The sequence below is a fragment of the Mangrovimonas xylaniphaga genome, assembly GCF_001280435.1.
In the GTDB taxonomy this organism is placed as follows: domain Bacteria; phylum Bacteroidota; class Bacteroidia; order Flavobacteriales; family Flavobacteriaceae; genus Mangrovimonas_A; species Mangrovimonas_A xylaniphaga.
Genome location: NZ_LBIP01000021.1, coordinates 120,442 through 143,237, shown reverse-complemented (window position 1 = coordinate 143,237; position 22,796 = coordinate 120,442). Strand labels below are relative to the sequence as shown.

The 22,796-nt window shown below is 38.1% G+C and carries 24 protein-coding genes; 8 read left to right on the top strand and 16 right to left on the bottom strand.

The genetic code is table 11. The features are described from left to right. Positions 1 to 22: 22 nt before the first annotated feature. The 9 genes from guaB to ZA06_RS15295 form a co-directional block, all read right to left on the bottom strand. Entirely contained in the window at positions 23 to 1,495 is a 1,473-nt protein-coding gene (gene guaB / locus ZA06_RS15335) for an IMP dehydrogenase (RefSeq protein WP_053978372.1), read from the bottom strand. Positions 1,496 to 1,567: 72 nt separating this feature from the next. Continuing rightward, positions 1,568 to 2,290, bottom strand: coding sequence for an Insecticidal toxin complex protein (locus ZA06_RS15330; RefSeq protein ID WP_240472311.1), 723 nt, complete (start codon positions 2,288 to 2,290; stop codon positions 1,568 to 1,570). 34 nt (positions 2,291 to 2,324) lie between these two features. Then, the gene (locus ZA06_RS15325; protein WP_053978371.1) at positions 2,325 to 3,629 is read right to left on the bottom strand and encodes a DUF3570 domain-containing protein; all 1,305 of its coding nucleotides are present in this window, start codon (positions 3,627 to 3,629) and stop codon (positions 2,325 to 2,327) included. A 2-nt stretch (positions 3,630 to 3,631) separates the two neighbouring features. Beyond that, positions 3,632 to 3,844, bottom strand: a complete 213-nt coding sequence (locus ZA06_RS15320; protein WP_205625718.1) for a DUF4266 domain-containing protein — start codon at positions 3,842 to 3,844, stop codon at positions 3,632 to 3,634. Next, positions 3,841 to 4,818 carry an FAD:protein FMN transferase gene (locus ZA06_RS15315; protein WP_053978370.1) on the bottom strand — a complete coding sequence of 326 codons (978 nt, stop codon included), beginning with the start codon at positions 4,816 to 4,818 and terminating at the stop codon, positions 3,841 to 3,843. Before ZA06_RS15315 ends, ZA06_RS15320 begins: the two co-directional genes overlap by 4 nt. Before the next feature lie 8 nt (positions 4,819 to 4,826). Further along, entirely contained in the window at positions 4,827 to 5,264 is a 438-nt protein-coding gene (locus ZA06_RS15310; RefSeq protein WP_053978369.1) for a thioredoxin family protein, read from the bottom strand. Positions 5,265 to 5,426: 162 nt separating this feature from the next. Continuing rightward, positions 5,427 to 6,290 carry a hydroxymethylglutaryl-CoA lyase gene (locus ZA06_RS15305; protein WP_053978368.1) on the bottom strand — a complete coding sequence of 288 codons (864 nt, stop codon included), beginning with the start codon at positions 6,288 to 6,290 and terminating at the stop codon, positions 5,427 to 5,429. Between the two features lie 51 nt (positions 6,291 to 6,341). Next, positions 6,342 to 6,959: a LysE family translocator gene (locus ZA06_RS15300; protein ID WP_053978367.1), complete on the bottom strand. Its 618-nt coding sequence runs from the start codon at positions 6,957 to 6,959 to the stop codon at positions 6,342 to 6,344. Beyond that, a complete protein-coding gene (locus tag ZA06_RS15295) occupies positions 6,959 to 7,978 on the bottom strand; it encodes a quinone-dependent dihydroorotate dehydrogenase (RefSeq protein WP_053978366.1) in 1,020 nt (339 codons plus the stop codon). The genes ZA06_RS15300 and ZA06_RS15295 overlap by 1 nt, the downstream gene beginning before the upstream one ends. Before the next feature lie 121 nt (positions 7,979 to 8,099). Between ZA06_RS15295 and pepT the strand changes: the two genes are divergently transcribed. Further along, a complete protein-coding gene (gene pepT / locus ZA06_RS15290) occupies positions 8,100 to 9,338 on the top strand; it encodes a peptidase T (RefSeq protein WP_053978365.1) in 1,239 nt (412 codons plus the stop codon). 77 nt (positions 9,339 to 9,415) lie between these two features. Further along, on the top strand, positions 9,416 to 10,009 hold the full coding sequence (locus tag ZA06_RS15285; RefSeq protein WP_053978364.1) for a YdeI/OmpD-associated family protein: 594 nt from the start codon (positions 9,416 to 9,418) through the stop codon (positions 10,007 to 10,009). Positions 10,010 to 10,084: 75 nt separating this feature from the next. Here ZA06_RS15285 and yajC read toward each other — a convergent pair whose 3' ends face one another. From yajC to ZA06_RS15265, 4 genes are all read right to left on the bottom strand, one after another. Beyond that, the gene (yajC, locus tag ZA06_RS15280; RefSeq protein WP_053978363.1) at positions 10,085 to 10,366 is read right to left on the bottom strand and encodes a preprotein translocase subunit YajC; all 282 of its coding nucleotides are present in this window, start codon (positions 10,364 to 10,366) and stop codon (positions 10,085 to 10,087) included. Between the two features lie 3 nt (positions 10,367 to 10,369). Beyond that, positions 10,370 to 10,852, bottom strand: a complete 483-nt coding sequence (locus ZA06_RS15275; RefSeq protein ID WP_053978362.1) for a DUF1573 domain-containing protein — start codon at positions 10,850 to 10,852, stop codon at positions 10,370 to 10,372. A gap of 68 nt (positions 10,853 to 10,920) precedes the next feature. Then, a complete protein-coding gene (gene nusB, locus ZA06_RS15270) occupies positions 10,921 to 11,865 on the bottom strand; it encodes a transcription antitermination factor NusB (RefSeq protein WP_240472309.1) in 945 nt (314 codons plus the stop codon). 112 nt (positions 11,866 to 11,977) lie between these two features. Beyond that, positions 11,978 to 13,081 carry a Glu/Leu/Phe/Val family dehydrogenase gene (locus ZA06_RS15265; RefSeq protein WP_053978361.1) on the bottom strand — a complete coding sequence of 368 codons (1,104 nt, stop codon included), beginning with the start codon at positions 13,079 to 13,081 and terminating at the stop codon, positions 11,978 to 11,980. A 136-nt stretch (positions 13,082 to 13,217) separates the two neighbouring features. Here ZA06_RS15265 and ZA06_RS15260 point away from each other — a divergent pair, with 136 nt between their 5' ends. Further along, complete coding sequence (locus tag ZA06_RS15260) at positions 13,218 to 14,975, top strand: ABC transporter ATP-binding protein (protein WP_053978360.1); 1,758 nt, start codon at positions 13,218 to 13,220, stop codon at positions 14,973 to 14,975. A gap of 76 nt (positions 14,976 to 15,051) precedes the next feature. Further along, a complete protein-coding gene (locus ZA06_RS15255) occupies positions 15,052 to 15,453 on the top strand; it encodes a PUR family DNA/RNA-binding protein (protein ID WP_053978359.1) in 402 nt (133 codons plus the stop codon). Between the two features lie 97 nt (positions 15,454 to 15,550). Here ZA06_RS15255 and ZA06_RS15250 read toward each other — a convergent pair whose 3' ends face one another. From ZA06_RS15250 to ZA06_RS15240, 3 genes are read right to left on the bottom strand one after another with little or no spacing between them, the layout of a single operon-like run. Then, positions 15,551 to 16,582, bottom strand: coding sequence for a 1-acyl-sn-glycerol-3-phosphate acyltransferase (locus tag ZA06_RS15250; protein WP_240472307.1), 1,032 nt, complete (start codon positions 16,580 to 16,582; stop codon positions 15,551 to 15,553). Next, the gene (locus ZA06_RS15245) at positions 16,579 to 17,490 is read right to left on the bottom strand and encodes a bile acid:sodium symporter family protein (protein ID WP_053978358.1); all 912 of its coding nucleotides are present in this window, start codon (positions 17,488 to 17,490) and stop codon (positions 16,579 to 16,581) included. Before ZA06_RS15245 ends, ZA06_RS15250 begins: the two co-directional genes overlap by 4 nt. A gap of 4 nt (positions 17,491 to 17,494) precedes the next feature. Continuing rightward, positions 17,495 to 17,830: a tRNA-binding protein gene (locus ZA06_RS15240; protein WP_053978357.1), complete on the bottom strand. Its 336-nt coding sequence runs from the start codon at positions 17,828 to 17,830 to the stop codon at positions 17,495 to 17,497. 127 nt (positions 17,831 to 17,957) lie between these two features. Here ZA06_RS15240 and ZA06_RS15235 point away from each other — a divergent pair, with 127 nt between their 5' ends. From ZA06_RS15235 to ZA06_RS15220, 4 genes are all read left to right on the top strand, one after another. Further along, positions 17,958 to 18,518, top strand: a complete 561-nt coding sequence (locus tag ZA06_RS15235; protein WP_053978356.1) for a thioredoxin family protein — start codon at positions 17,958 to 17,960, stop codon at positions 18,516 to 18,518. Between the two features lie 62 nt (positions 18,519 to 18,580). After that, positions 18,581 to 21,370 carry a sugar-binding domain-containing protein gene (locus tag ZA06_RS15230; protein ID WP_053978355.1) on the top strand — a complete coding sequence of 930 codons (2,790 nt, stop codon included), beginning with the start codon at positions 18,581 to 18,583 and terminating at the stop codon, positions 21,368 to 21,370. Between the two features lie 92 nt (positions 21,371 to 21,462). After that, positions 21,463 to 21,936: a hypothetical protein gene (locus ZA06_RS15225; protein WP_053978398.1), complete on the top strand. Its 474-nt coding sequence runs from the start codon at positions 21,463 to 21,465 to the stop codon at positions 21,934 to 21,936. A gap of 101 nt (positions 21,937 to 22,037) precedes the next feature. Continuing rightward, positions 22,038 to 22,796, top strand: a complete 759-nt coding sequence (locus tag ZA06_RS15220) for a hypothetical protein (protein WP_053978354.1) — start codon at positions 22,038 to 22,040, stop codon at positions 22,794 to 22,796.

The window sequence follows — 22,796 nt, the reverse complement described above, 5'->3', positions numbered from 1 at the left end:
TTTGTTTATTGGGTTGCTCTTACTATCTAGAATAGTTTGGAGCTTCTTTTGTAATTGTTACATCATGAGGGTGGCTCTCATTGATTCCTGAAGCTGTGATTTTCACGAACTGTCCTTTTTCCTTTAAGGTCTCAATGTCCTTAGCTCCACAGTACCCCATTCCTGCGCGTAAACCTCCAATAAACTGGTGGATGCTCTCTACCAATTCACCTTTGTAAGGTACACGTCCTACGATACCTTCTGGCACCAATTTTTTGATATCATCTTCCACATCTTGGAAATAGCGATCTTTACTACCTTCTTTCATAGCTTCAACAGATCCCATTCCTCTGTAAGACTTGAACTTTCTTCCTTCGTAAATAATGGTTTCACCTGGAGATTCTTTAGTTCCTGCCAATAAAGATCCTAGCATTACACTATCTGCACCTGCAGCAATCGCCTTAGGAATATCTCCTGTATAACGGATACCTCCATCAGCAATTACAGGAACTCCCGAACCTTTAATGGCTGCAGCAACTTCCAAAACAGCCGAAAACTGAGGGAAACCAACTCCTGCAACTACACGTGTAGTACAGATAGAACCTGGTCCAATTCCTACCTTCACGGCATCTGCACCTGCTTCTACCAAATATTTCGCAGCTTCTCCAGTTGCAATATTTCCAACAACTACTTCCAACTGAGGGAACTTTTTCTTTACTTCTTTCAATACCGCTACCACACCTTTGGTATGACCATGGGCAGTATCAATAATTACCGCATCAACACCGGCATTTACCAAAGCTTCTGCTCTTTCAACTGCATCGCCAGTTACACCAATAGCAGCTGCCACACGCAAACGACCGTATTCGTCTTTGTTGGCATTTGGTTTTTGGGTTAGCTTGGTGATGTCTCTAAAGGTAATCAACCCAGCCAATTTATAATTGTCATCTACAATAAGTAGCTTTTCAATTTTATGTTGTTGTAAAATGATTTCAGCATCTTTCAAAGAGGTTCCCACTCCTGCAGTCACCAAGTTTTCACTGGTCATTACCTCAGAAATAGGACGGCTGTTTTTGTGTTCAAAACGCAAGTCTCTATTGGTCACAATCCCCTTTAAGGTACCGCTTTCATCCACGATTGGAATTCCTCCAATGCTGTGTTCCTTCATATATTGCTTTGCATCTGCAACTTTAGCCGTCAACGGAAGCGTTACAGGATCGATAATCATCCCGTTTTCTGCACGCTTTACACGTTTTACTTTAGCAGCTTGTTGCGCGATAGTCATGTTTTTGTGCAAAACACCAATACCCCCTTCGCGTGCCATGGCAATAGCCATTTTACTTTCGGTTACCGTATCCATAGCAGCGGATACAATAGGTACATTAAGAGTAATGTTTTTGGTAAATTTTGTTTGAATGCTAACTTCTCTAGGTAAGACTTCAGAAAAGGCTGGGACTAGAAGAACGTCGTCGTAAGTTAATCCTTCTCCCACAATTTTATTTTGATGTGCTATCATGATGCAATTACGGTTATAATTGCGTGCAAATATACGATTTTTAATGACATTAAACTTTTAAATGAAGTTAAATTATGGATAATACACTTTGCAATATTCTCTTAGTGTATGTAAGGCATATTCGTAGCGTTTTTCTTCCAACAAAATATCTCCTTTAAATCGGATTTGCCTAGGTACAACCATAGCATAAAACCCCTTTCCTTTGGCCATATTCTCTATGGTTTTTAAAGTAGACGAATCTACATTTTCATAGATTTCCACCAACCACACATATTGTTCTTGATATAGAATTTGTTCATCCCAAACAAGTGCCTCCTTTCCTTTACATATATCTTCTGAAAAATAGAGTTTCCCTAAAGTTTCAAATGCACCGTCAAAGGCAGCTTCGCTACCCAAGTAGGCATATTTCTTGATATTCTTTTTCATGAATATTTTATAAGGAAACGCCCTAGTCAATCGTAATTTATTAGAAATAAAATGTGCCATTTTCGGCCAGACCACTTCATGTCCCTTTGCATCTAAAGCCTCATATAACCATTTATAAAAGTCTGTCCGTTCACGAATGGTTTTATACTCTTTTGATAGATTATGTTTCAAGTTGAATGCATTCGCTCGTTGCCAAGTTATGGTGTTGTGGCGCCTATCGGCTGTCAACCAATCGGAAGGAGCTAAAGAATCTGTTCCCATTGACTTTTCATAATCTTTAATACAAGACCATTCCTTGGCCAGAACAGTATTTCCTAATACCAAAAACAGGGCAATAAGGCTATTGTTAAAAGTCTTTTGTAGTATCAATTTGAGCTTTGATAAAACCTAAAGATACTTATTTCTAATCAATCAAAAACTTAAATCCAGTAGAGAAAATATTGGCCGAAAGTCCATCACTTCGCTTGTAGTATCCATACCTAAAATCGATACTTTTTAGTCCTGCTTTCCAAATGTGGAAAGAGGTGAAAATATCGGTATAGTTGAACCCAACGCCAAACTGGTTACTGTTGAATTTTGAAAGGTCATAGTCTGAAGTATAAAACTCTTCGGTTGACAAATGTTCTTCATAAGGCGCGAAATAATCTGCCGCGGTTTGGGTATAATACCTGTAAATTGGATACAACGTGAATTTATCGCCAATCTTGTAAGGTAGTTCAACACTGGCTGTATGTGAAGTAATTCCCCAATCATCCGAATAAAAACGGTAATAGGTTCTCAAGGTCAATTTCTCATTAAAGAAATAATTCAATCTTCCGCCAATAGGAATTTTGAATCTACTATCAGGCAAGCGTTCAACATCATCGGCCAACTGAAAATCATCAATGAAGAAATCAGGCTGATCTGCAAAATAAACACGTTGGTGCGGTGTAGAAAGCAGTCCCTGTTGCAGCACAATATCCATAAAAACGGAAGCTTGCAGATTTTTAGTGAGGATTTGCGAAAAACTTAAAGACAAACTATAAGAATTCCTACCAAGGTCATTGAACTTTTCATATTTAATAGGATCATACGTTCCTGGCCCAACAATACCAGGATGAGAAAACCCTCCTCGCAATTCAATAGGATATTGAGGATTCCAAGTATCCAAAAACACATTGGCCTTCACGCCTACTTCGGTGTTTTTTTCATTGAACAAACGCGTATAATTTCCTCCAAAACCAATAGAGAAATAGTCGAACTCCGAAGCCACACTTAAATTAGCGCCTACTATTTTATTTCTATCGTCGGAAGAATGTGCATAACTAAAATTTCCGTTCACCCATGTATCAGATCTTGAAGCTCCTGAAGAATCCGAAAACGGACTGGCAGGTTTATTAGAATCGAACGGATTGATGTTACTAGAAGATGCCGAAGTGTACGCAGAAATTCCGGCGTCCACGGTCAATACATCGTCACTGTTCAACGGAATGGCCACCACAAACGTTGGTGTAATATCCGTTAATTTTTCATCCCCAATTCCTCCGGAAACAGCCGCATGTTTCCCATCCTGAGCATAATAACTCATCAAAAAATCAACTTCGGTGGTTTCCAACACCCTTTTCTTATAAGCTGATGAGGGTTCAGTTTGCAATGTATCTGCTGACTGAGTTTGAGAATATCCAACAGCCACAAAAAGGAGCAAGAGTATGAGACTTATTTTTTTCATATCTAATTACATCCACAGCCTCCACCTGTTTTCCCTCCGTTAGCACCGGAAGAACCTTCTCTGTACAACTGAAAATTGGTTTCAAAACGTTCTGCTTTTCTTGCCGACAAAGCCATTTCAGGGTCATTGATATTGACCTTTTCATATTCCTTTACCGCCGTGCAAGAGCTTAATGAGAGCATCAAAAACCCCATTAAAAACATGTACTTTATCATTGTTTTGGTTTTATTAAATTGGAGTAAAATATATTTCCTTGTTCATCTATAATGATGCATTCCACACCGTTCAACTGGTTGATAAAATCCAAACCGACTTCCTTCCCCATCACAAATACGGAAGTTGCTAAGGCATCGGCCAATTCTGCTTTGGGAGCCATCACACTCACACTAATAATTCCCGTGCTGGGATAGCCGGTTCTAGGGTCGATAATGTGAGCATAGCGTACCCCATTGAATTTTACAAACTTTTCATAATTCCCAGAAGTAACAATAGCCTGATTGTCCATTGGCAACATGGCAAACACCTTATCCTTGTTCAACGGGTTTGTAATGGCAATATTCCAAAGTTCGCCGTTGGGTTGCCTTCCCCATGTATTCATATCTCCCGATGCATTAATAATCCCAGCTTCCACCCCAAGATCCCTCAAGAGTTGTTTCGCCTTGTCGGCAGCATATCCTTTTCCTATCGCGCCAAAGCCAATTTTCATTCCTTTGGTATCAAGAAAAATGGAGTTATTGCTTTCATTCAATTTGATATGCTGATAACCAACTTTTGATACAGATTGGGTAATTTCCTCCTCACTTGGCATGGTTTTCATACTGCCATCAAACTTCCAAATATTGTCCATCGAGGCATAGGAAATGTCAAAAGCACCTTGTGTGAGTTTTGATATTTCAATAGCGCGTTTAATTAAATCGAACAATTCCCTATCAACTTCTACTGGCTGTATACCCGCATTGGCATTGATTTTTGAGGTTTGGGAATTGGAATCCCAAGAGGATATCAACTTTTCAATTCTAGAGATTTCTTCAACCGCCGCATCAATATAGCCATCTGCCTGTTCTTGGGTTTTGGCTACCACAGAAATGTCAAAGCGACTTCCCATTAACTTCAAAGTACGTTTAAAGGTAGATTGTGCCGAAGAAAAGACAAAGGTGAAGAAAAAGCCGATGATGAAAAGTCGTTTCATTGGAAAACCTATTTTATAAAGCCTTTCAGTTTTTCAACATAGGCTTCTGGAGTCGTCTTTTCGTAGCCTGTTTCTCCCAGTACTTTCCCGTCTGGAGACATGACCACTACAAAAGGGAAAAAACCTTTTTTATTGTAAGTTTCAGCCAATCGTTTATTCTGTTCCTGAAGGACTTCGTTCAATTGGTTCTGTTTCTTTCTAGGGAAATCGGCCCTTACAAGAATCGCCTTTTCCGAAGCAAAGGATTTGAACTGCTCCGTTTCCAAAATTTGTTTTTCCAACTTGATACAAGGAGCGCACCAATCGGAACCGGAGAAAATCAAAACAATGGATTTGTGTTCTTTTGCTGCTTGGGATTTGGCAGCCTCAAAGTTGGTCTGCCATTCTTGCGAAAACATGCTATTTACTCCCAAAATAAATAACACTAGCAATGTTAACTTACGCATAGTAACTTAATTGTGTCTGTTAAACAGGATTAACAACGTAAAGTAATGCGCTTTATTTCAATTTGGAGGTAACAATGGTTACAATTTTAAGCAATTAAAATTGAGTTTAAATAAGAATTATAACTGCATAAGAAAATGACGGGCAGGTATTTAATGAAAAACCTAGTGATAGTATTTGAAAATTTTCGTGGCCTCGTTATGGGCACTTTCAAAACTCATGGCATTGAGGTTGGATTGCTTTTTAGCCGTAAAATAAGACAATAATTTTTCCGTAGGCATATTTCCTGTAAGCTCGTCTTTTGCCATTGGGCAGCCACCAAAGCCTTGAATGGCCCCATCAAAACGTCTGCACCCCGATTTAAAAGCTGCATCAACCTTTTCGAACCAAGTGGTAGGCGTGGTATGTAAATGGGCCCCGAATTCTATGTTGGGATATTGTGGAATTAAATGGGAAAACAGATACTCAATACTTTCTGGATTGGAGCTTCCAACAGTGTCACTCAACGATAAAATATTTACTCCCATTTGCGATAAACGATCCGTCCATTCGCCTACAATATCCACATTCCAAGGATCTCCATAAGGATTTCCAAAGCCCATACTAATATAAACCACAACCTCCTTACCTGCTTTATTGGCAATTTCCAGAATTTCCTGTAGTGTCACTACAGACTCCGCAATGGTTTTATGCGTATTACGCATTTGGAAATTTTCTGAAATGGAAAACGGATAGCCCAAATATTGGATTTCCGGATGTTGGCAAGCATCCATTGCACCGCGAGTATTGGCAATAATGGCCAATAGTTTACTGTTGGTATTGCTTAAATCTAAACGCGATAACACTTCGGCGGTATCTGCCATTTGTGGAATGGCTTTGGGGGAGACAAAACTTCCAAAATCGATAGTATCAAAGCCTACTCTAAGCAACGACTGGATATATTGAACTTTCTTTTCAGTGGGAATAAAATCCTTAATGCCCTGCATGGCATCTCTAGGGCATTCTATAATTTTAACGTAGTCGCTCATAAAAGTCAAAGATAGAAAAGATAATGGTCTACTAAAACGTTTTCTTTAAAACTAGATTAAAATGAAAATGGCGATTCCCACAAAGACAAAAATCTGAAGCCATTTCAACACCAAACCTGTATTTTTATGATGAATAAGATAATTTGAAATAGCTCCTGAAAGAATGGCTATACCGGCAAAAATCACCAAGGAAACGCCCATAAAAATAAATCCCAACACATAAAATTGCCAAACGGTTGACAAACTATCACTAAATAAAAATCCAGGAAAAAGGGCTAAAAAAAACAAAGACACTTTAGGGTTGAGAACATTCATAATCACCCCTTGTTTATACAATTGTGACACACTCTTTTTAGGAATGCCACGGGAGTTCAATTCCAATGCAGAACTACTTTTATACACCTTATAGGCCAAATACAATAAATACGCCGCTCCAAACAATTTGATGGCTAAATAGATATAGTCGTTTTCCTTAATCAAGGTAGACACTCCAAAAGCCACCAAAGTAGTATGTACTATACATCCCGAAATCAATCCAGCTACAGTAGCCAAACCATATTTTTTGCCATGGGCAATGCTTTGCAGCAGCACATAAATATTATCCGGTCCTGGCGAAATTGCCAAGGCAGAGGTTGCCACTACAAACGATATCAGGATATCAACATTCATTAAGCGCGATTTAAAATCGCCTTGTTGATTTTGGAAATCAGTTTTGGACCTTCATAAATGAAGCCTGTATACAACTGTACCAAACTAGCACCTGCATCCAGTTTTTCAAGAGCATCCTCTGCAGAATGAATACCTCCAACACCAATGATCGGGAATGCCTTATTGCTTTTTTCAGAAAGAAAACGAATCACTTCTGTAGATCTTTTGGTCAATGGTTTTCCACTTAAGCCTCCAGTTTCTTCTTTGCTTTCAGATTTTAACCCTTCTCGTGAAATGGTCGTATTTGTGGCAATCACACCTTCAATTTTGGTGTCCTTCACAATATCGATAATGTCTAGTAATTGCTCATCGGTTAAATCTGGAGCAATTTTAAGTAGAATTGGTTTTGGACTCGACTTTTCAGCATTGAGGTCTTTCAAGGTTTTTAAAAGATGCGTCAAAGGCTCCTTATCCTGTAACGCTCTTAAGTTTGGTGTGTTTGGAGAACTTACATTTACCACAAAGTAATCCACATAATCAAACAGCGCATTGAAACAGATTTTATAATCCTCCACCGCAGTTTCATTAGGAGTCACCTTATTCTTTCCAATGTTCCCTCCTATCAAAACTCCTTTATTCTTTTTCAAGCGTTCTACAGCTTCCTCAACACCTCCATTGTTAAAGCCCATTCTATTGATGATGGCAGAATCTGCTTTCAAACGGAACAAACGTTTCTTAGGGTTTCCAGGTTGCGCTTTTGGCGTTAAGGTGCCTATTTCAATAAATCCAAATCCAAGGTCTCCCAACTCCTTGTATAATTTAGCATCCTTATCAAAACCGGCCGCCAAACCAACAGGATTTTTAAATTTCAAACCAAAGAGTTCTCGTTCCAATCGTTTATCTTCAACAAGATACAAGCCTCTAAATATGCTTGGTACCAAAGGAACTTTATGAAGAATTCGAATTAAGGAAAATGTGAAATGGTGAATTTTTTCCGGGTCAAAAAGAAAAAATAACGGTCTAACGATAAGTTTATACATAATTACAAGCTTGGACTGCAAAAATACTACGCAAATGACAAATAACCTTACTATTCATTTTAGAAATTAGTAGTATTTTTGAAGACTTTATTAACATTGATTTTCATTAAAATACCCTCTCATGATAAACAAACAACACCTTATAGACAGATTTATAAGTTATGTAACGGTTGACACAGAATCGGATCCCGCTTCCGAAACCACTCCAAGTACCGAAAAACAATGGGATTTGGCCAATGCGCTAGCCCAAGAACTTAAGGATATTGGGATGACCGATGTGACTATTGATGAGAACGCATACATTATGGCAACCTTGCCAAGCAACGTAGACCATGAAGTGCCTACCATTGGATTTGTATCGCATTTTGATACGTCTCCTGACTTTACTGGTGCCAATGTAAAACCACAAATTATAGAAAACTACGACGGCAAGGACATTGTTTTAAATGCTGAAAAGGACATTATCCTGTCTCCTTCCTATTTTGAAGACCTATTGCAATACAAAGGTCAAACCTTGATTACTACGGATGGAAACACCCTTTTGGGCGCTGATGACAAGGCGGGTATTACCGAAATTGTTTCGGCTATGGAATACCTTATCCAACATCCAGAAATAAAACACGGTCCTATACGTGTGGGCTTTACGCCAGATGAAGAAATTGGTAGAGGCGCTCATAAATTTGACGTTGAAAAATTTGGAGCTGAATGGGCTTACACCATGGACGGGAGCCAAATTGGTGAGTTGGAATACGAAAACTTCAACGCCGCAGGAGCCACTGTGAAGGTAAAAGGAAAGATTGTGCACCCGGGTTACGCAAAGGGTAAATTGGTTAACTCCATGTATATTGCTACCGACTTCATCAATTCCCTACCGAGACTTGAAACCCCAGAACATACGGAAGGTTACCAAGGTTTTTTCCACTTGCATGGCATGGAAGGGAAAGTTGAGGAAACCGTTTTGAAATACATCATTCGTGACCACGACAAAGGGCATTTTGAAGCTCGTAAAGAAGTGATGCAAAAATTGGCCAACGAAATCAATTCTGAATACGGAAGAGAAGTCATTGAAATTGAAATCAAAGATCAATACTTCAACATGAAGGAGAAAGTAGAGCCGGTTATGCACATTGTTGACATAGCCGAGGAAGCCATGAAGCAATTGAACATAAAACCTCTTATCAAACCTATCCGAGGTGGTACAGACGGGTCGCAATTAAGCTATATGGGCTTACCTTGTCCAAACATCTTTGCCGGAGGACATAACTTCCATGGACGTTACGAATATGTCCCTGTAGAAAGTATGATCAAAGCTACAGAAGTGATTTGCAAAATTGCAGAACTTACTGCATTGAAAAAATAAGATTGAATAAAATTGCCTAATTTAGTAAACGGGAACCCAAAAAGTTCCCGTTTTTATTTTCTCAATTCTTATGTATTATGGCAAAAGCTACTTCTGTTGAAGCTTATATTGAAAACTCCAATTTCCCCGAAGCTTTGGGCCTTTTAAGGGAGATCATCACTTCCACTGAAGTGGAAGAATCCCTAAAATGGAATGCCCCTGTGTATTCCATCGGCGGTAAAAATGTTATTGGATTGGGGGCTTTTAAAAACCATTTCGGCATATGGTTTTTCAACGGTGTATTTTTAAAAGACGAGAAACGATTGTTGGTCAATGCCCAAGAAACAACCAAAGCGCTTAGGCAAATGCGTTTTGAAAGCATTAATGACATTGATAAAAATGCAGTGCTTTCTTATGTAAAAGAAGCCATAGAAAACCAAAAATTGGGAAAAGAACTCAAACCGGAGAGAAAGGGAAAAACGGTTGAAATCCCTGAGGAACTTAAAAGCCTTCTTGACAATAGTTCGGAACTAGATCAACACTTCAATGCGTTAACGCCTGGCAAACAACGGGAGTATTGCGAGTATATAGCAAGTGCCAAAAGAGAAGCCACCAAACAAACCCGATTGGATAAAATTACCCCAATGATTCTACAAGGTATTGGACTGAACGACAAATACAAAAATTGCTGATTTCCATATAAGGTTATAAAAAAAGAGCCACTTCAATGAAGTGGCTCTTTTTCTTACGTTTTAAGACTTTTTTAATTACGCCTTTTCTTGAACTTTTTTACTCATTTCCATGGAAATGGCAGAACGTTCAAATTTTATTTTACCAGCTAGAGTTTCGATAACGCAACTATTGTCTTTATCATTCAGTTCAACAATCTTACCGTGCAAACCGCTTTTGGTAATTACCTTGTCTCCCCTTTTTAGTTCGTTAGCAAACTTCTTTTCTTGTTTAGCTCTTTTCATTTGCGGCGCAATCATAAAGAAATACACCACCGCAAACATGGCTATAAAAGGTAAAAAATTCTGTAAACCTTCCATATATTAGTGTGCTGCTGCTGGCTTAGCTGCTTCGGCAGCTGGGTCAGCTTCGATAAACGCTTTAATTTTAACCATTTCCTTACCTTTTTCTGTGTTGGTAGTTAAGGTAATAGTCTTAGAAATTTGGTTTTTCCCTTTACCGTTGAACTTCACTGTAAACTCAGCAGATTCTCCTGGTGCTAAAGGCTCTTTACTCCAGTCTTGAGGTACTGTACATCCACAAGTACTTTTGATGTTACTTACAACCAATGGAGCTTTACCAGTATTAGTATATTTGAATTTAGTTTCAACAGGAGTTCCATTTTTAATGGTACCAAAATCGTGCTCTGCTTCCTCGAAAGAAATTACAGGTAGGTCTCCAGCTACAGCATCTCTTTCTGCAGCAGCTGCTACATTTTCACTATTTACTTTACTTGCTGCATCTTCTTTACATGAAGTAAAAGCTACTAAACAAAGAGCGCTTAAACTTAATATCACTTTTTTCATTGGGATAAAATTTAATTATTAGTATTAATTGTTCCTTTTTGAGCGGTAAATGTAGTAATTATTTCTAATTACATCAATCCTCTCCCAATTTTATTTAATTTGTCCTCAGCCGTGTACTCCTTGACAATCTTATCTAAAATACCATTGATGAAGATACTACTTTTAGGTGTAGAATATTCTTTGGCAATTTCCAAATACTCATTGATGGTCACCTTTACAGGAATGGATGGGAACTTTTGAAACTCGCAAATGGCCATTTGCAACAAGACGGCATCCAAACTAGCAATACGCTCTGTATCCCAGTTTTTGGTTTTCTTGGCAATGTCCTTATTGTATTTGGACACATTAAGCAGAGTTTTCTTCAATAAGTCTACTGCAAAATCCCTATCGTCCAAATCTTTGTATAAATCTGGAGTGAAATAGGTATCAGGACTATCTTTTTTCACTTTTCTAAGCAACTTAAGGATGCTGGTATTTACAATTGGTAAATCGTCTACCCACGTAAGCTTCTTGTCCTCAAAATAGTCGTATAACTTTTCGTTAGGGGCAATAATATCTGAAAAGATGTTCACCACCAACTCTTTATCCTCCTTAAAGCTATCAACTGGAGAAGCCATGTATTCCTTATAAAGGTCACTTTCCAAAATGGCCTTGAAGATGATTTCTACATATTCAAAATCCAAATACCAATAGTTCAACTTTCTGGCCTCGATTTCGTCGGACAATTCTTGATTGTCTCTTAACGCATGCAATAGGCGGTTATTGACAAATTTGGAATTTGGGTTCCTTTCTTCGTCGGTTGCAAGAAGTTTCTTTTGGGTTTTGTTAAGATGGTCTTCGGCTCTTTTGTGAGTTTCTATCAGCAGTGCTAGGATTACCAAGTACAAGTCGTACATACTATCCAAGCTTTGAAGCAAAAATCGTTCATCCTTCTTTATGTCATCACTTTCGGTACCATTAAAAGCATAAATGGTTTGCATCACCTTGATACGGATATGTCTTCTGTTAAGCATATATAAGAACCTTTTATAAAAAATTAAAAGAGGCGAAAGTGTTGATTCTTTCGCCTCGCAAAAATACTATTATTTATTCATTGCTGAAACTAAAAAAGGAATTGGCTCGCAATTATTTTGCGTTTTCCTTTTTACGCGTTTCAATACGTTCTTGTGCAATTTTTAAAGCTGCCTCATGAGTTGTGATTTGGGCAGCTTTTGCTTTTTCAAGAATCTCCAATGTTGTATTGTAAATGTTTTCTGTTTTACGGATGATTTCTGGTCTTCCGTAGTTTTCCAATTCAGCATATACATTGATAATTCCACCAGCATTGATCAAGAAATCCGGAGCATATACAATGCCACGCTCTTGTAACAACTTACCGTGAACACGCTCTTCTGCCAATTGGTTGTTAGCCGCACCTGCAATAATTTTTGCTTGAATACGGTTGATGGTGTCATCATTAATTGTTGCTCCTAAGGCACAAGGTGCATAAATATCCATGGCTTCGCTGTAGATATCTTCTCCTGTGTAAATGGTTGCTCCATATTTTGAACTCACCATTTCCAAACGCTCAGGACTAATGTCTGTAATGGTTACTTTAGCGCCTTCATTCACCAAATGCTCAACCAAAGCTTCCCCTACATTTCCAATTCCCTGTACAAACACGGTTTTGTCTTCCAATACATCCGAACCAAATTTAAATTTGGCCGCAGCCTTCATCCCCATAAACACACCGTAAGCAGTAATTGGCGAAGGGTTTCCTGCACCACCTTTGTCTTCTGAAATACCAGTTACATAAGGCGTTACTTCTCTTACAAGGTCCATGTCTGAAGTTGCCATACCAACATCCTCTGCAGTGATGTACTTACCGCTTAAGGAATGTACAAACTCACCAAACTTTTTCATAAGCTCAGGAGTTTTTTGGGTCTTGGCATCACCAATGATTACTGCTTTACCTCCACCAAGGTTCAACCCAGTGATTGCAGATTTATAGGTCATCCCTCTAGACAAACGCAATACATCGTTTAAGGCTTCCCATTCGTTGCTGTAATTCCACATTCTAGTCCCTCCCAAAGCAGGTCCTAAAACTGTGTTGTGAATACCAATTATTGCTTTTAAACCAGTATCTTTGTCGTTGCAAAATACCACTTGCTCATGGTTGTCAAAAGATAATTGACCAAAAACCGGATCGACTTTCGAAAGTTCATCAGAACTTATAACGTCTGAAATCATGTAAATTGAATTAATTAAAATACGTTCTTAGCACCTCTAAAAACGCGTGCAAAATTAATCCATTATTGAATTATTAGCAAAAAATAATCGTAAAATAAAACTATCTTAAAAAAAGCTTAACAGTTCTGTTTTTTCAATGAAAGAATTACAACATCTCAATAAATACTTTTACAAATACCGCTATAAACTACTCGCTGGAATTGTTATCACCATCATCGCCCGTATTTTCTTATTGTTCACCCCTGAATTGGTGGGCTCTTCTGTAGATATCATCGATGAATATAGAAAGGGACTTGTTTCAGATATGTCCGTGGTAAAAAAAGAACTTTTAATCAACATTATTTACATTGTTGGAGCGGCCATTGTTGGAGGTGTTTTCACCTTTTTAATGAGACAAACCATCATCAATGTGTCGAGATATATTGAATATGATTTAAAAAATGAGGTGTACCGCCAATACCAACGCCTCTCTTTAGACTTTTATAAAAGCAACCGTACGGGAGATTTAATGAACCGTATAAGTGAAGATGTTGGAAAGGTACGTGAATATGCAGGACCAGCAATCATGTACAGTATCAACACCATTACTCTGTTTATAATAGCTCTCTTTTTGATGTTTAAGTCGGCACCAATGTTGACTTTATATACCATCATTCCTCTTCCTGTGCTTTCCTATTTCATTTATATTCTTAGCAAAGCCATCCACAAACGCAGCACCATTGTGCAAGTTTGGTTATCTAAACTGAATACCTATGCTCAGGAATCCTTCAGTGGGGTTAGTGTTATCAAGTCGTATGGAATTGAGGAGCAGATTTATGAAGGCTTCGATAAACTTTCAGCAGAAAACAGGCAAAAAAATATCGATTTAACTAAAGTCCAGGCCTTATTTTTCCCTTTGATGATTTTGCTTATCGGCCTTAGTAACATCATCGTTATCTATATAGGTGGAAAACAATATATCAACGGAGAGATTGAAAGTTTGGGAGTTATTGCCAAGTTCATCATTTATGTGAACTTGCTTACTTGGCCTGTAGCCACCGTAGGTTGGGTAACTTCTGTAGTACAAAGGGCCGAAGCTTCACAAAAGCGCATCAATGAGTTTTTAAAGCTAGAGCCTACCATTAAGAACAATACCGACAAACATGCCGATATTCAAGGTAATATTGAATTCCAGGAAGTTTCCTTTACTTATCCAGACACCAACATTCAAGCTTTAAAGAATGTTAGTTTTACTTTGAAAAAAGGGGAATCCCTTGCCATTCTTGGGAAAACTGGTTCTGGTAAATCCACCATTTTGGACCTTATCGGAAGACTTTATGATATTGATTCAGGTACGATTCTTATTGATAAAACGCCTATCGACCTCGTCAACCTTACCGATTTGCGTGATAGTATTGGTTATGTTCCTCAAGATGCTTTTTTGTTTTCGGACACAATCCAGAACAATATCAAGTTCGGAAAAGAAGACGCCACGGACGAAGAAGTTATTGCGGCGGCTAAAAATTCTGACGTACACAAAAACATTGTTGGCTTCTCTAAAGGCTATGATACCATTTTGGGAGAACGAGGCATCACTTTATCAGGAGGGCAAAAACAACGTATTTCCATTGCAAGGGCAATCATAAAATCGCCAGAAATTTTGTTGTTTGACGACTGTCTTTCAGCTGTTGACACCGAAACTGAAGAGAAAATCCTCAAAAATCTTAAGCGTGTTTCCAAGGACAAAACTACCATTATTGTAAGTCATAGAATATCCTCTGCAAAGAACGCCGATCACATTATAGTTTTGGACAACGGCGAGATCATTCAAAGGGGCAACCATGAAACTCTCTTAAATTCAGAAGGTTACTATAAAGACCTTTATTTAAAGCAGCTCACGGAAAAAGAAATATGACAAATTGTTGGTTTCTTAGCATTTTTTTTAGATTTTTGAGACATTAATAGGAACTAATTTTTTAATATAAAATCTTATGAGTGACCAAGGAATGATGGAAAAAGAGGAAATTTTTTCGAAAGTATTACGAGCAGGAAGACGGACATATTTTTTTGATGTAAGAGCAACCAAAGCGGGAGATTACTACCTAACGATTACAGAGAGTAAAAAATTCACCAATGAGGATGGATCTTTTCACTACAAAAAACATAAAATTTACTTATACAAAGAAGATTTTGCTGAGTTCAACGAAATCTTAGGAGAAATGATTGATTTTGTTATTGATGAAAAAGGAGATGAAGTAATTAGCGAGCGTCACCAAAAAAACTTTAAAAAAGACGATTACTATTCTAACGATGATGTAGAAGAAGGAGGAACAAGCTACGAAACATCGGCTTCTACAGGAAGTTTCACCGACGTTAACTTTGAAGATATATAATCACTCGATTTTTATAAAACTCTTAAAAAGCGCTACCGAAACGTAGCGTTTTTTTTGTGCCAAAGTCAAATCATCTGATTTAGTTCCGAAAAAACTCCTATAACTTGACTGCTAGAAGGGCAATAAGCAATATGCCCGTGAAGTATACACCTGCGATTGGTGCTCCCCAAAGTCCTCCAACCAACAATGTGGTCAAAATCAAATACAATGGAATTAAGGTAATGGCCACTGCAAAACGAAAAGTGGCTACAAATTCCCGTTCCTTGATTTTAGGAAGCAACGCATGTTTCCAAACCAAATATGTTGGTAACAGGACACATTTTAAAAGGCCCATAAAAAAGCCCTTCGGCAATCCATCTTGTCTTCCCGTTTGCAAGTTCTTGGCATCAAAATTACTTGAGATGTATTGATTAGCAGCTATAGGATTAAGAAAATCAACCTTGTCTTCTTCCAACCGTTGCAAGGTATTTTCATAATGTTCTGAATCGATATGCGTGGTCAGCGCACACAATTCTTCATGAACCCTTGTTTTAATTTGCTGCGCCATATTAGGGCTTTTCATGGTGTCTTTGGAAGTCACTTCGATAGTTTTCCCAAAATTTAAAAAAACCCCATTGGCATAGCCTTCTGCATTTTCGTAATTGATACCAACAGGAATCAAAGACAATTTTGTGTCTGGATAGCGTTCCAAAGTCTCAAAAACAATTCTCGTAAACCCTTTGCTCAATGGACGAACCATTCGTTTTAAATTGTGGTTACCTTCAGGAAAAATGGTCACCGCATTATCAGAATGCAGTAATTTGGAACAGGTTTTAAATATTTCGTCATTTTTTGAAATGGTATTCCATCCATCTCGAACCCTATAAACGGGCAACATCCACAGGCTTCTTAAAATTTTTGCCACCAAAGGATTGCTGAAAACGCTGGCCCGGGTTAAAAAATACACAAAGCGTCCATTTTTAACCGCAATAATTAAGGCATCCATTAAAGCATTTTGATGGTTCCCCAAAAAGATGACGGCTTCATCCTTGGGAATGGATTCCTGCATTGCAACAGAGATCCTTCTATAGTAAAAAAAGAGCCCCAGTTTTATATAGCTTCTTACTAAAAACAGCCAAATCTTGTTCAAACCACGCTAATTTTAGAAGACACTTTAGACCAGTATAACGACAAGGCTAAACCTGAAATGATGTGCCAAATACCCCAAAAAGCCGCCATGATGGCCATACCCCCAAGCCCATTGAAGAATGTAAATATCAAGAGTAGCCCCAATCCAGAATTTTGGATACCAGTTTCAATAGCAATGGTTTTCTGATCTTTTGTAGACAACCCAAAGAATTTTGCAATAACAAATCCCGTAAAGATAGCCAACAAGTTATGCCCAGAACCAATATAAACCACATGCGAAATGTAATTATTGAAAACGTCCAAGTTGTTTGAAAAGGCAATTACCACAATTGCTATGAACACAATGATGGAAAGTGGCTTTAAGAATTTCGAAAGTTTTTCAGCCAATTTTACGTTTTTATAGCGTACTGCCATCCCCAATATCAACGGAATTCCCAAGAGTAGCACTACCAATTTCAACAATTCAAAAGGTGCTACTTCAACCGTCTTTAAAATTTCCGCTGTGGGTGGATATAAATTCCCATACAACTGAAAATTTAATGGGGTCATGATGATGGCCATTAAAGTTCCTAAAGCTGTTAAACTTACTGACAGTGCAGAGTTCCCGTTAGACAAATGAGTCATAAAATTTGAAATATTTCCCCCTGGACAAGCCGCCACCATCATCATTCCCAAAGCAATACTTGGTTGTGGGTTCAATATTAAAATTACCAAAAAAGTTAAGAAGGGTAAAATGATAAATTGAGAAAGCAACCCTACAAAAATAGACTTAGGTTGCTTTATGACATTTTTAAAATCGTCTATGGAAATTCCCAAAGCCACACCAAACATGACTACGGCCAAAGCTATATTGAGCACCCATAAATCATCATTATTAAACTGGATTTGGACAGTATCTAATTCTTGCATATGCTTAAGCTACAGAGGAACCATTTGTCACACGGTCTTCGGGATTCAACAATACTACATCCTTCCCGTTCACTGCTCCCAATAACAAACATTCGCTCATAAAATTGGCTATTTGCTTTTTAGGGAAATTAACAACGGCAACAATCTGTCTGTTCAATAATTCTGATTTTGTATATAAGGAGGTGATTTGGGCCGAAGATTTCTTGATTCCCAAGGCTCCAAAATCGATAGTAAGTTGATATGCCGGACGATGTGCTTTTGGGAAATCATTCACTTCAATTATGGTCCCAACACGAAGGTCCACTCTTGCAAAATCCTCAAAAGTTATGGCTTTGTTCATCCGGCAAAAATACAAACATATTTTAAATATCCTGTCGTATTGTTTATGAACATGTTATACAAATGCAAGCCCGCTATCCTTTCAGTTTGGCTAATTTTTGAGTAATTTTGAGTTTAATTCAATTGTTATGGCCAGAACACCTTCAAACATGCTCCCTTTGGGCACCACAGCTCCTCAGTTTACACTTTATGATACTATAAGTGACACCAATCTTTCACTCGATGACATAAAAGGCGTCAAGGGTACCGTCATTATGTTTATCTGCAACCACTGCCCTTTTGTAAAGCACGTCAATGCTGAATTGTCTAAAATTGCCAAGGACTTTACCCCTAAAGGAATTAATTGGGCTGCGATTTCGAGCAATGATGTTGACAATTATCCAGAGGACCACCCCGACCTAATGAAAGAAACTGCCATTAATGAAGGGTATATTTTTCCTTATCTATATGATCAAACACAAAAAGTAGCCAAGGATTATGATGCCGCCTGTACCCCAGACTTTTATTTGTTTGATGATAATTTAAAGCTTGTGTACCGAGGCCAATTGGACGATTCAAGACCTGAAAACGGTATTCCTGTAACAGGAAAAGACCTTAGGGAAGCCATAAATGCATTGTTGAGCAATTCTCCTATTTCAGACAAGCAAAAACCAAGTATTGGCTGTAACATTAAATGGAAAAAAGCTTAATAAAATCACTTAACCTACATTCAATTAACCACAACCACCAGCCATTTTAGGCTTCATATCTTATGAAATACACATATCTTATCCTACTCTGTGTGATTTGCTTTAACTGCCAAAACACATCCACTCCAACACAATACAGACATACATTAAATCTAGAAGGTTCATGGCAATTTGCCTTGGACACGGCCAATGTTGGTATTTCCGAAAAGTGGTTCTCAACAGATTTAAAAGACAAGGTTACCTTACCAGGAACTACAGATTCCAATAAAAAAGGCTTTGTTAAGACAGATACCACCACAATGCACCTCAACCGTCCTTTTACTTATGAAGGTGCGGCTTGGTATAGAAAAAAGGTGATCATTCCTGAAAATTTCAAGGAGCAACATATCGCTTTGTTTTTGGAACGCACAAAGCCTTCAAATGTTTGGATTGACAATAAGCATGTTGGGTCTTCACAATTATTGCAAGCCCCTCAACAGTTTGATGTGTCTTCCTATTTAAGTCCCGGGGAGCATTATATCACGCTTCAAATCAATAACGATTTAAAATTAACACCCTACGGCAACGTACACATCTATACAGACGACACCCAAACCAATTGGAATGGAGTTATTGGAAAAATGTACTTGGAAGCCTCTGCCCAAACCTATATTTCCACCTTACAGGTATTTCCAAATATTGAAAAGAAAGCAATTGATGTCGCCATTGAAGTAGAAAATGGCTCAGATCAAGTTTCCCTAGAACTTTTAGTGGAGAGCAGCATCAATGGAGTAACTACACAATTACAACCTCAGCAATTCATTCTTGCCAACAAGTCCAAAAATACTGTGAGCTATGCCTTTGAAAACGACATTGCTTTATGGGATGAATATGAGCAATCACTTTACAAAGTAACAGCCATTATTTCCAACGAAAATACCAAAGATGCCCAATCTGTAACTTTTGGTATGCGCGATTTTAAAGTTGACGGAAGACATTTTGCCATCAATGGACGCCCAACCTTTTTAAGAGGAAAGCACGATGCTGCCGTATTTCCAATTACAGGACACACACCCATGGATGTGGAATCTTGGCGAAAAATCTATAAGATTGCTAAATCTTACGGCATCAACCATTACCGTTTCCACACCTACTGTCCACCAGAAGCAGCCTTTACTGCGGCAGACCTAGAAGGTATATATCTTCAGGCCGAACTTCCATTTTGGGGAGGTTTGGAGTCTGATACTATTGCTGCCCAATTGAAAGCCGAAGGAGAAGCGATGTTGAAATCCTATGCCAATCACCCATCCTTCGTCATGTTTTCCCCCGGAAATGAAATTTGGAGCGGGCATGACAATATTGAAAAACTAATGATGTCTTTAAAAGATTACGACGGTCGCCCACTGTACACCATGGGTTCTAACAATAATATAGGCTATGTCCCTCCTCGTGACTATGCCGAGTTTTTTGTAGGGGCTAGAACTCCTTTTGATGGCGATGCCAACAAAGCTCACACAAGATTAACACACGCCTTTGCCGATGCAAAGGATGGCGGGATTTTGAACACACAAACACCATCAACAAATTTCAATTTTGATTATTCGGTATCTCGTTTGGAGCTTCCAATTATCAGTCATGAAATTGGACAATACCAAATCTATCCGGATTATCAAGAAATTGAAAAATACACGGGTGTTTTAAAGGCTTGGAACCTTATCGAGTTTAAAAACAGACTTGAAAAAGCTGGTATGCTAGATTTGGATAGTGCCTTTCAAAAGGCTTCAGGTGCTTGGTCGGCTATTTGCTACAAGGCAGAAATGGAAGCTGCACTTCGCACAAAAGATATGGCAGGCTTTCAACTTTTAGACCTTCAGGATTTCCCTGGTCAAGGAACAGCTTTGGTTGGTATTTTGGATGCTTTTATGGACAGTAAAAATGTAGTGACTCCTGAAACGTGGAAACAGTCCTGCAACGATGTGGTTTTACTACTGGAATTCCCTAAATACACATGGAGGAACAGTGAACATTTCACGGCTCAATTAGATGTTGTTAACTATTCCAACAAGGCGATTACTGAAGGCGTGCAATGGAAAGTTGAAAAAGAAAATGGCTTTGTCATGAACCAAGGCAATGTTAGTGCAACATCCATTTCCAATGACGGGTTATCCAAGTTAGGAAAATTAAGTTTTGACTTGTCAAACATTGAAAAACCTGAAAGATTGAACGTTTTGGTGTCCATTCCCAATACGGAATACAGCAACTCCTATCCTATTTGGGTGTATCCTTCCAAAGAGGATATTGAAATTCCAACTTATAATTCCATTGTTGAAGACTTGAATACATCTGCTTTAAACAACCTAAAAAACGGCGGTAAGGTTTTATATTTCCCAAAAACATCATCTGTTGAAAAGAACAGTTTCCCGGGACACTTTCCTCCCGAATTTTGGAACTATGGCATGTTCAAGAGCATTAGCGAATCCAACAATAAACCCGTTTCTCCTGGAACACTAGGATTACTTATGGATCCAAAACATCCAATATTTAATGCTTTCCCTACCGATTTTCATACTAATTGGCAATGGTTTTCAATTATCAAAAACAGTAATTCTCTGATATTAGATAATACATCCTATGATTATCGTCCGATTGTTCAAGTAATTGACAATTTGGAACGCAATCACAAATTAGGCCTCATTTTCGAATTTAAGGTTGGTAAAGGAAAGTTATTGGTTTGCATGTCCCAATTGAACAAAATTGCAGACAAACCAGAAGCACGTCAATTATACCAATCCGTTCTTAACTATATGGAGTCTGAAGATTTCCATCCGTCCTATGAAATATCTGCAGAAGAATTGACTTCTCTATTTTATTAAAAAATAAGTAAAGGTTACCTTCAATTTTGTATTTTTAAATGTCCTGTTTTTTCGAATTAGACTTAAAAACCCTGATGGTAACCTTTACTTTTATGGAACGCTCAAAACAAATTGCCAATCGGTTTAGGGAGGTGATCCTTTCTGGGGATTGGATTGCGAACACCAATTTAAAATCACTGCTCTCCGATGTCAATTGGCAAATGGCCATCACACCTGTTGGGCAACTCAATACTATAGGTGCACTTTCCCAACACATCCACTACTACATTGCTGGCACTCTAAATGTTTTACAAGGAGGAGACCTTTTGATAAAGGACAAATTCAGTTTTGATTTCCCTCCTATAACTTCTCAAAAAGATTGGGAACAACGACTGAAAATAATCATTGAAGATGCAGCAACCTTTGCTCTTGAGGTTGAAAAACTCTCCTCTAAGGATCTAGATAAAGTTTTTGTAAAAGAGGCCTACGGAACCTGGGAACGCAACATTGAAGCCATCATAGAACACAGCTATTATCATCTTGGGCAAATTTCATTGTTAAAAAAATTACTTTCTGACCATATTTAGCTTTCCCTTTGTTTTTTCCAACTAAGAGAACAAGCCATTTAAACGCTTTATTCAATTTTGATTAAATTAGTTGCTAATGTCTATCATTTCATTAACCAACTATGCTGAAATTCTTTAAAAACATCAGAAGAACGCTTCTGGATAAAAATAAATTGGGACAGTATTTAAAATATGCCTTGGGAGAAATTCTTCTTGTCGTTTTAGGGATTCTTATTGCGCTCCAAGTAAACAATTGGAATCAAGACCGAATTGAAAAACAACATACCTTGGATTACCTAAACGACTTGACAGTTGACATTGCATTGGATTTGGAAAACCTAGAGGACCACATCCAATTTCTGGATGATATGAGCAATAGAAAAAGAACACTTTTAAAGCAGATTTCGCATGAACATCTAGAAATGGATACCATTATCAAATTAGTGATGCCTATTTACCTCACCAAGCCTATTATAGACAGAACCTACCAAAAATACAACTCCACAAACATTTCCAAACTTATTGACAATAAAGAGCTTTACAACAATATTAACACCTATTACACCACGGTTAAAACCAGATATCTCACCCATGTTGTTTGGGATGAAAAATATACTTTGGAAGAAGCTGAATTTTGGTATTACAATGATGAATTTGAAAGCCGATACCTAGATGAAGACTTGCCATTTCTCCACAATGACTCCATTCAAAAAGCAGTTTTGGAGGCTCAATTAAAATCTGTAAAGGGGAGAAATTTACTCCGCACTAGTCTTTTCAGAAAAAAACGCATCAAGACCTATGTGGTGGAAGTGCAAAATCGGGCATTGGAACTATCCAACGATATCAAGGATTATCTCAAAGCATCCGGCTATTACAACTAG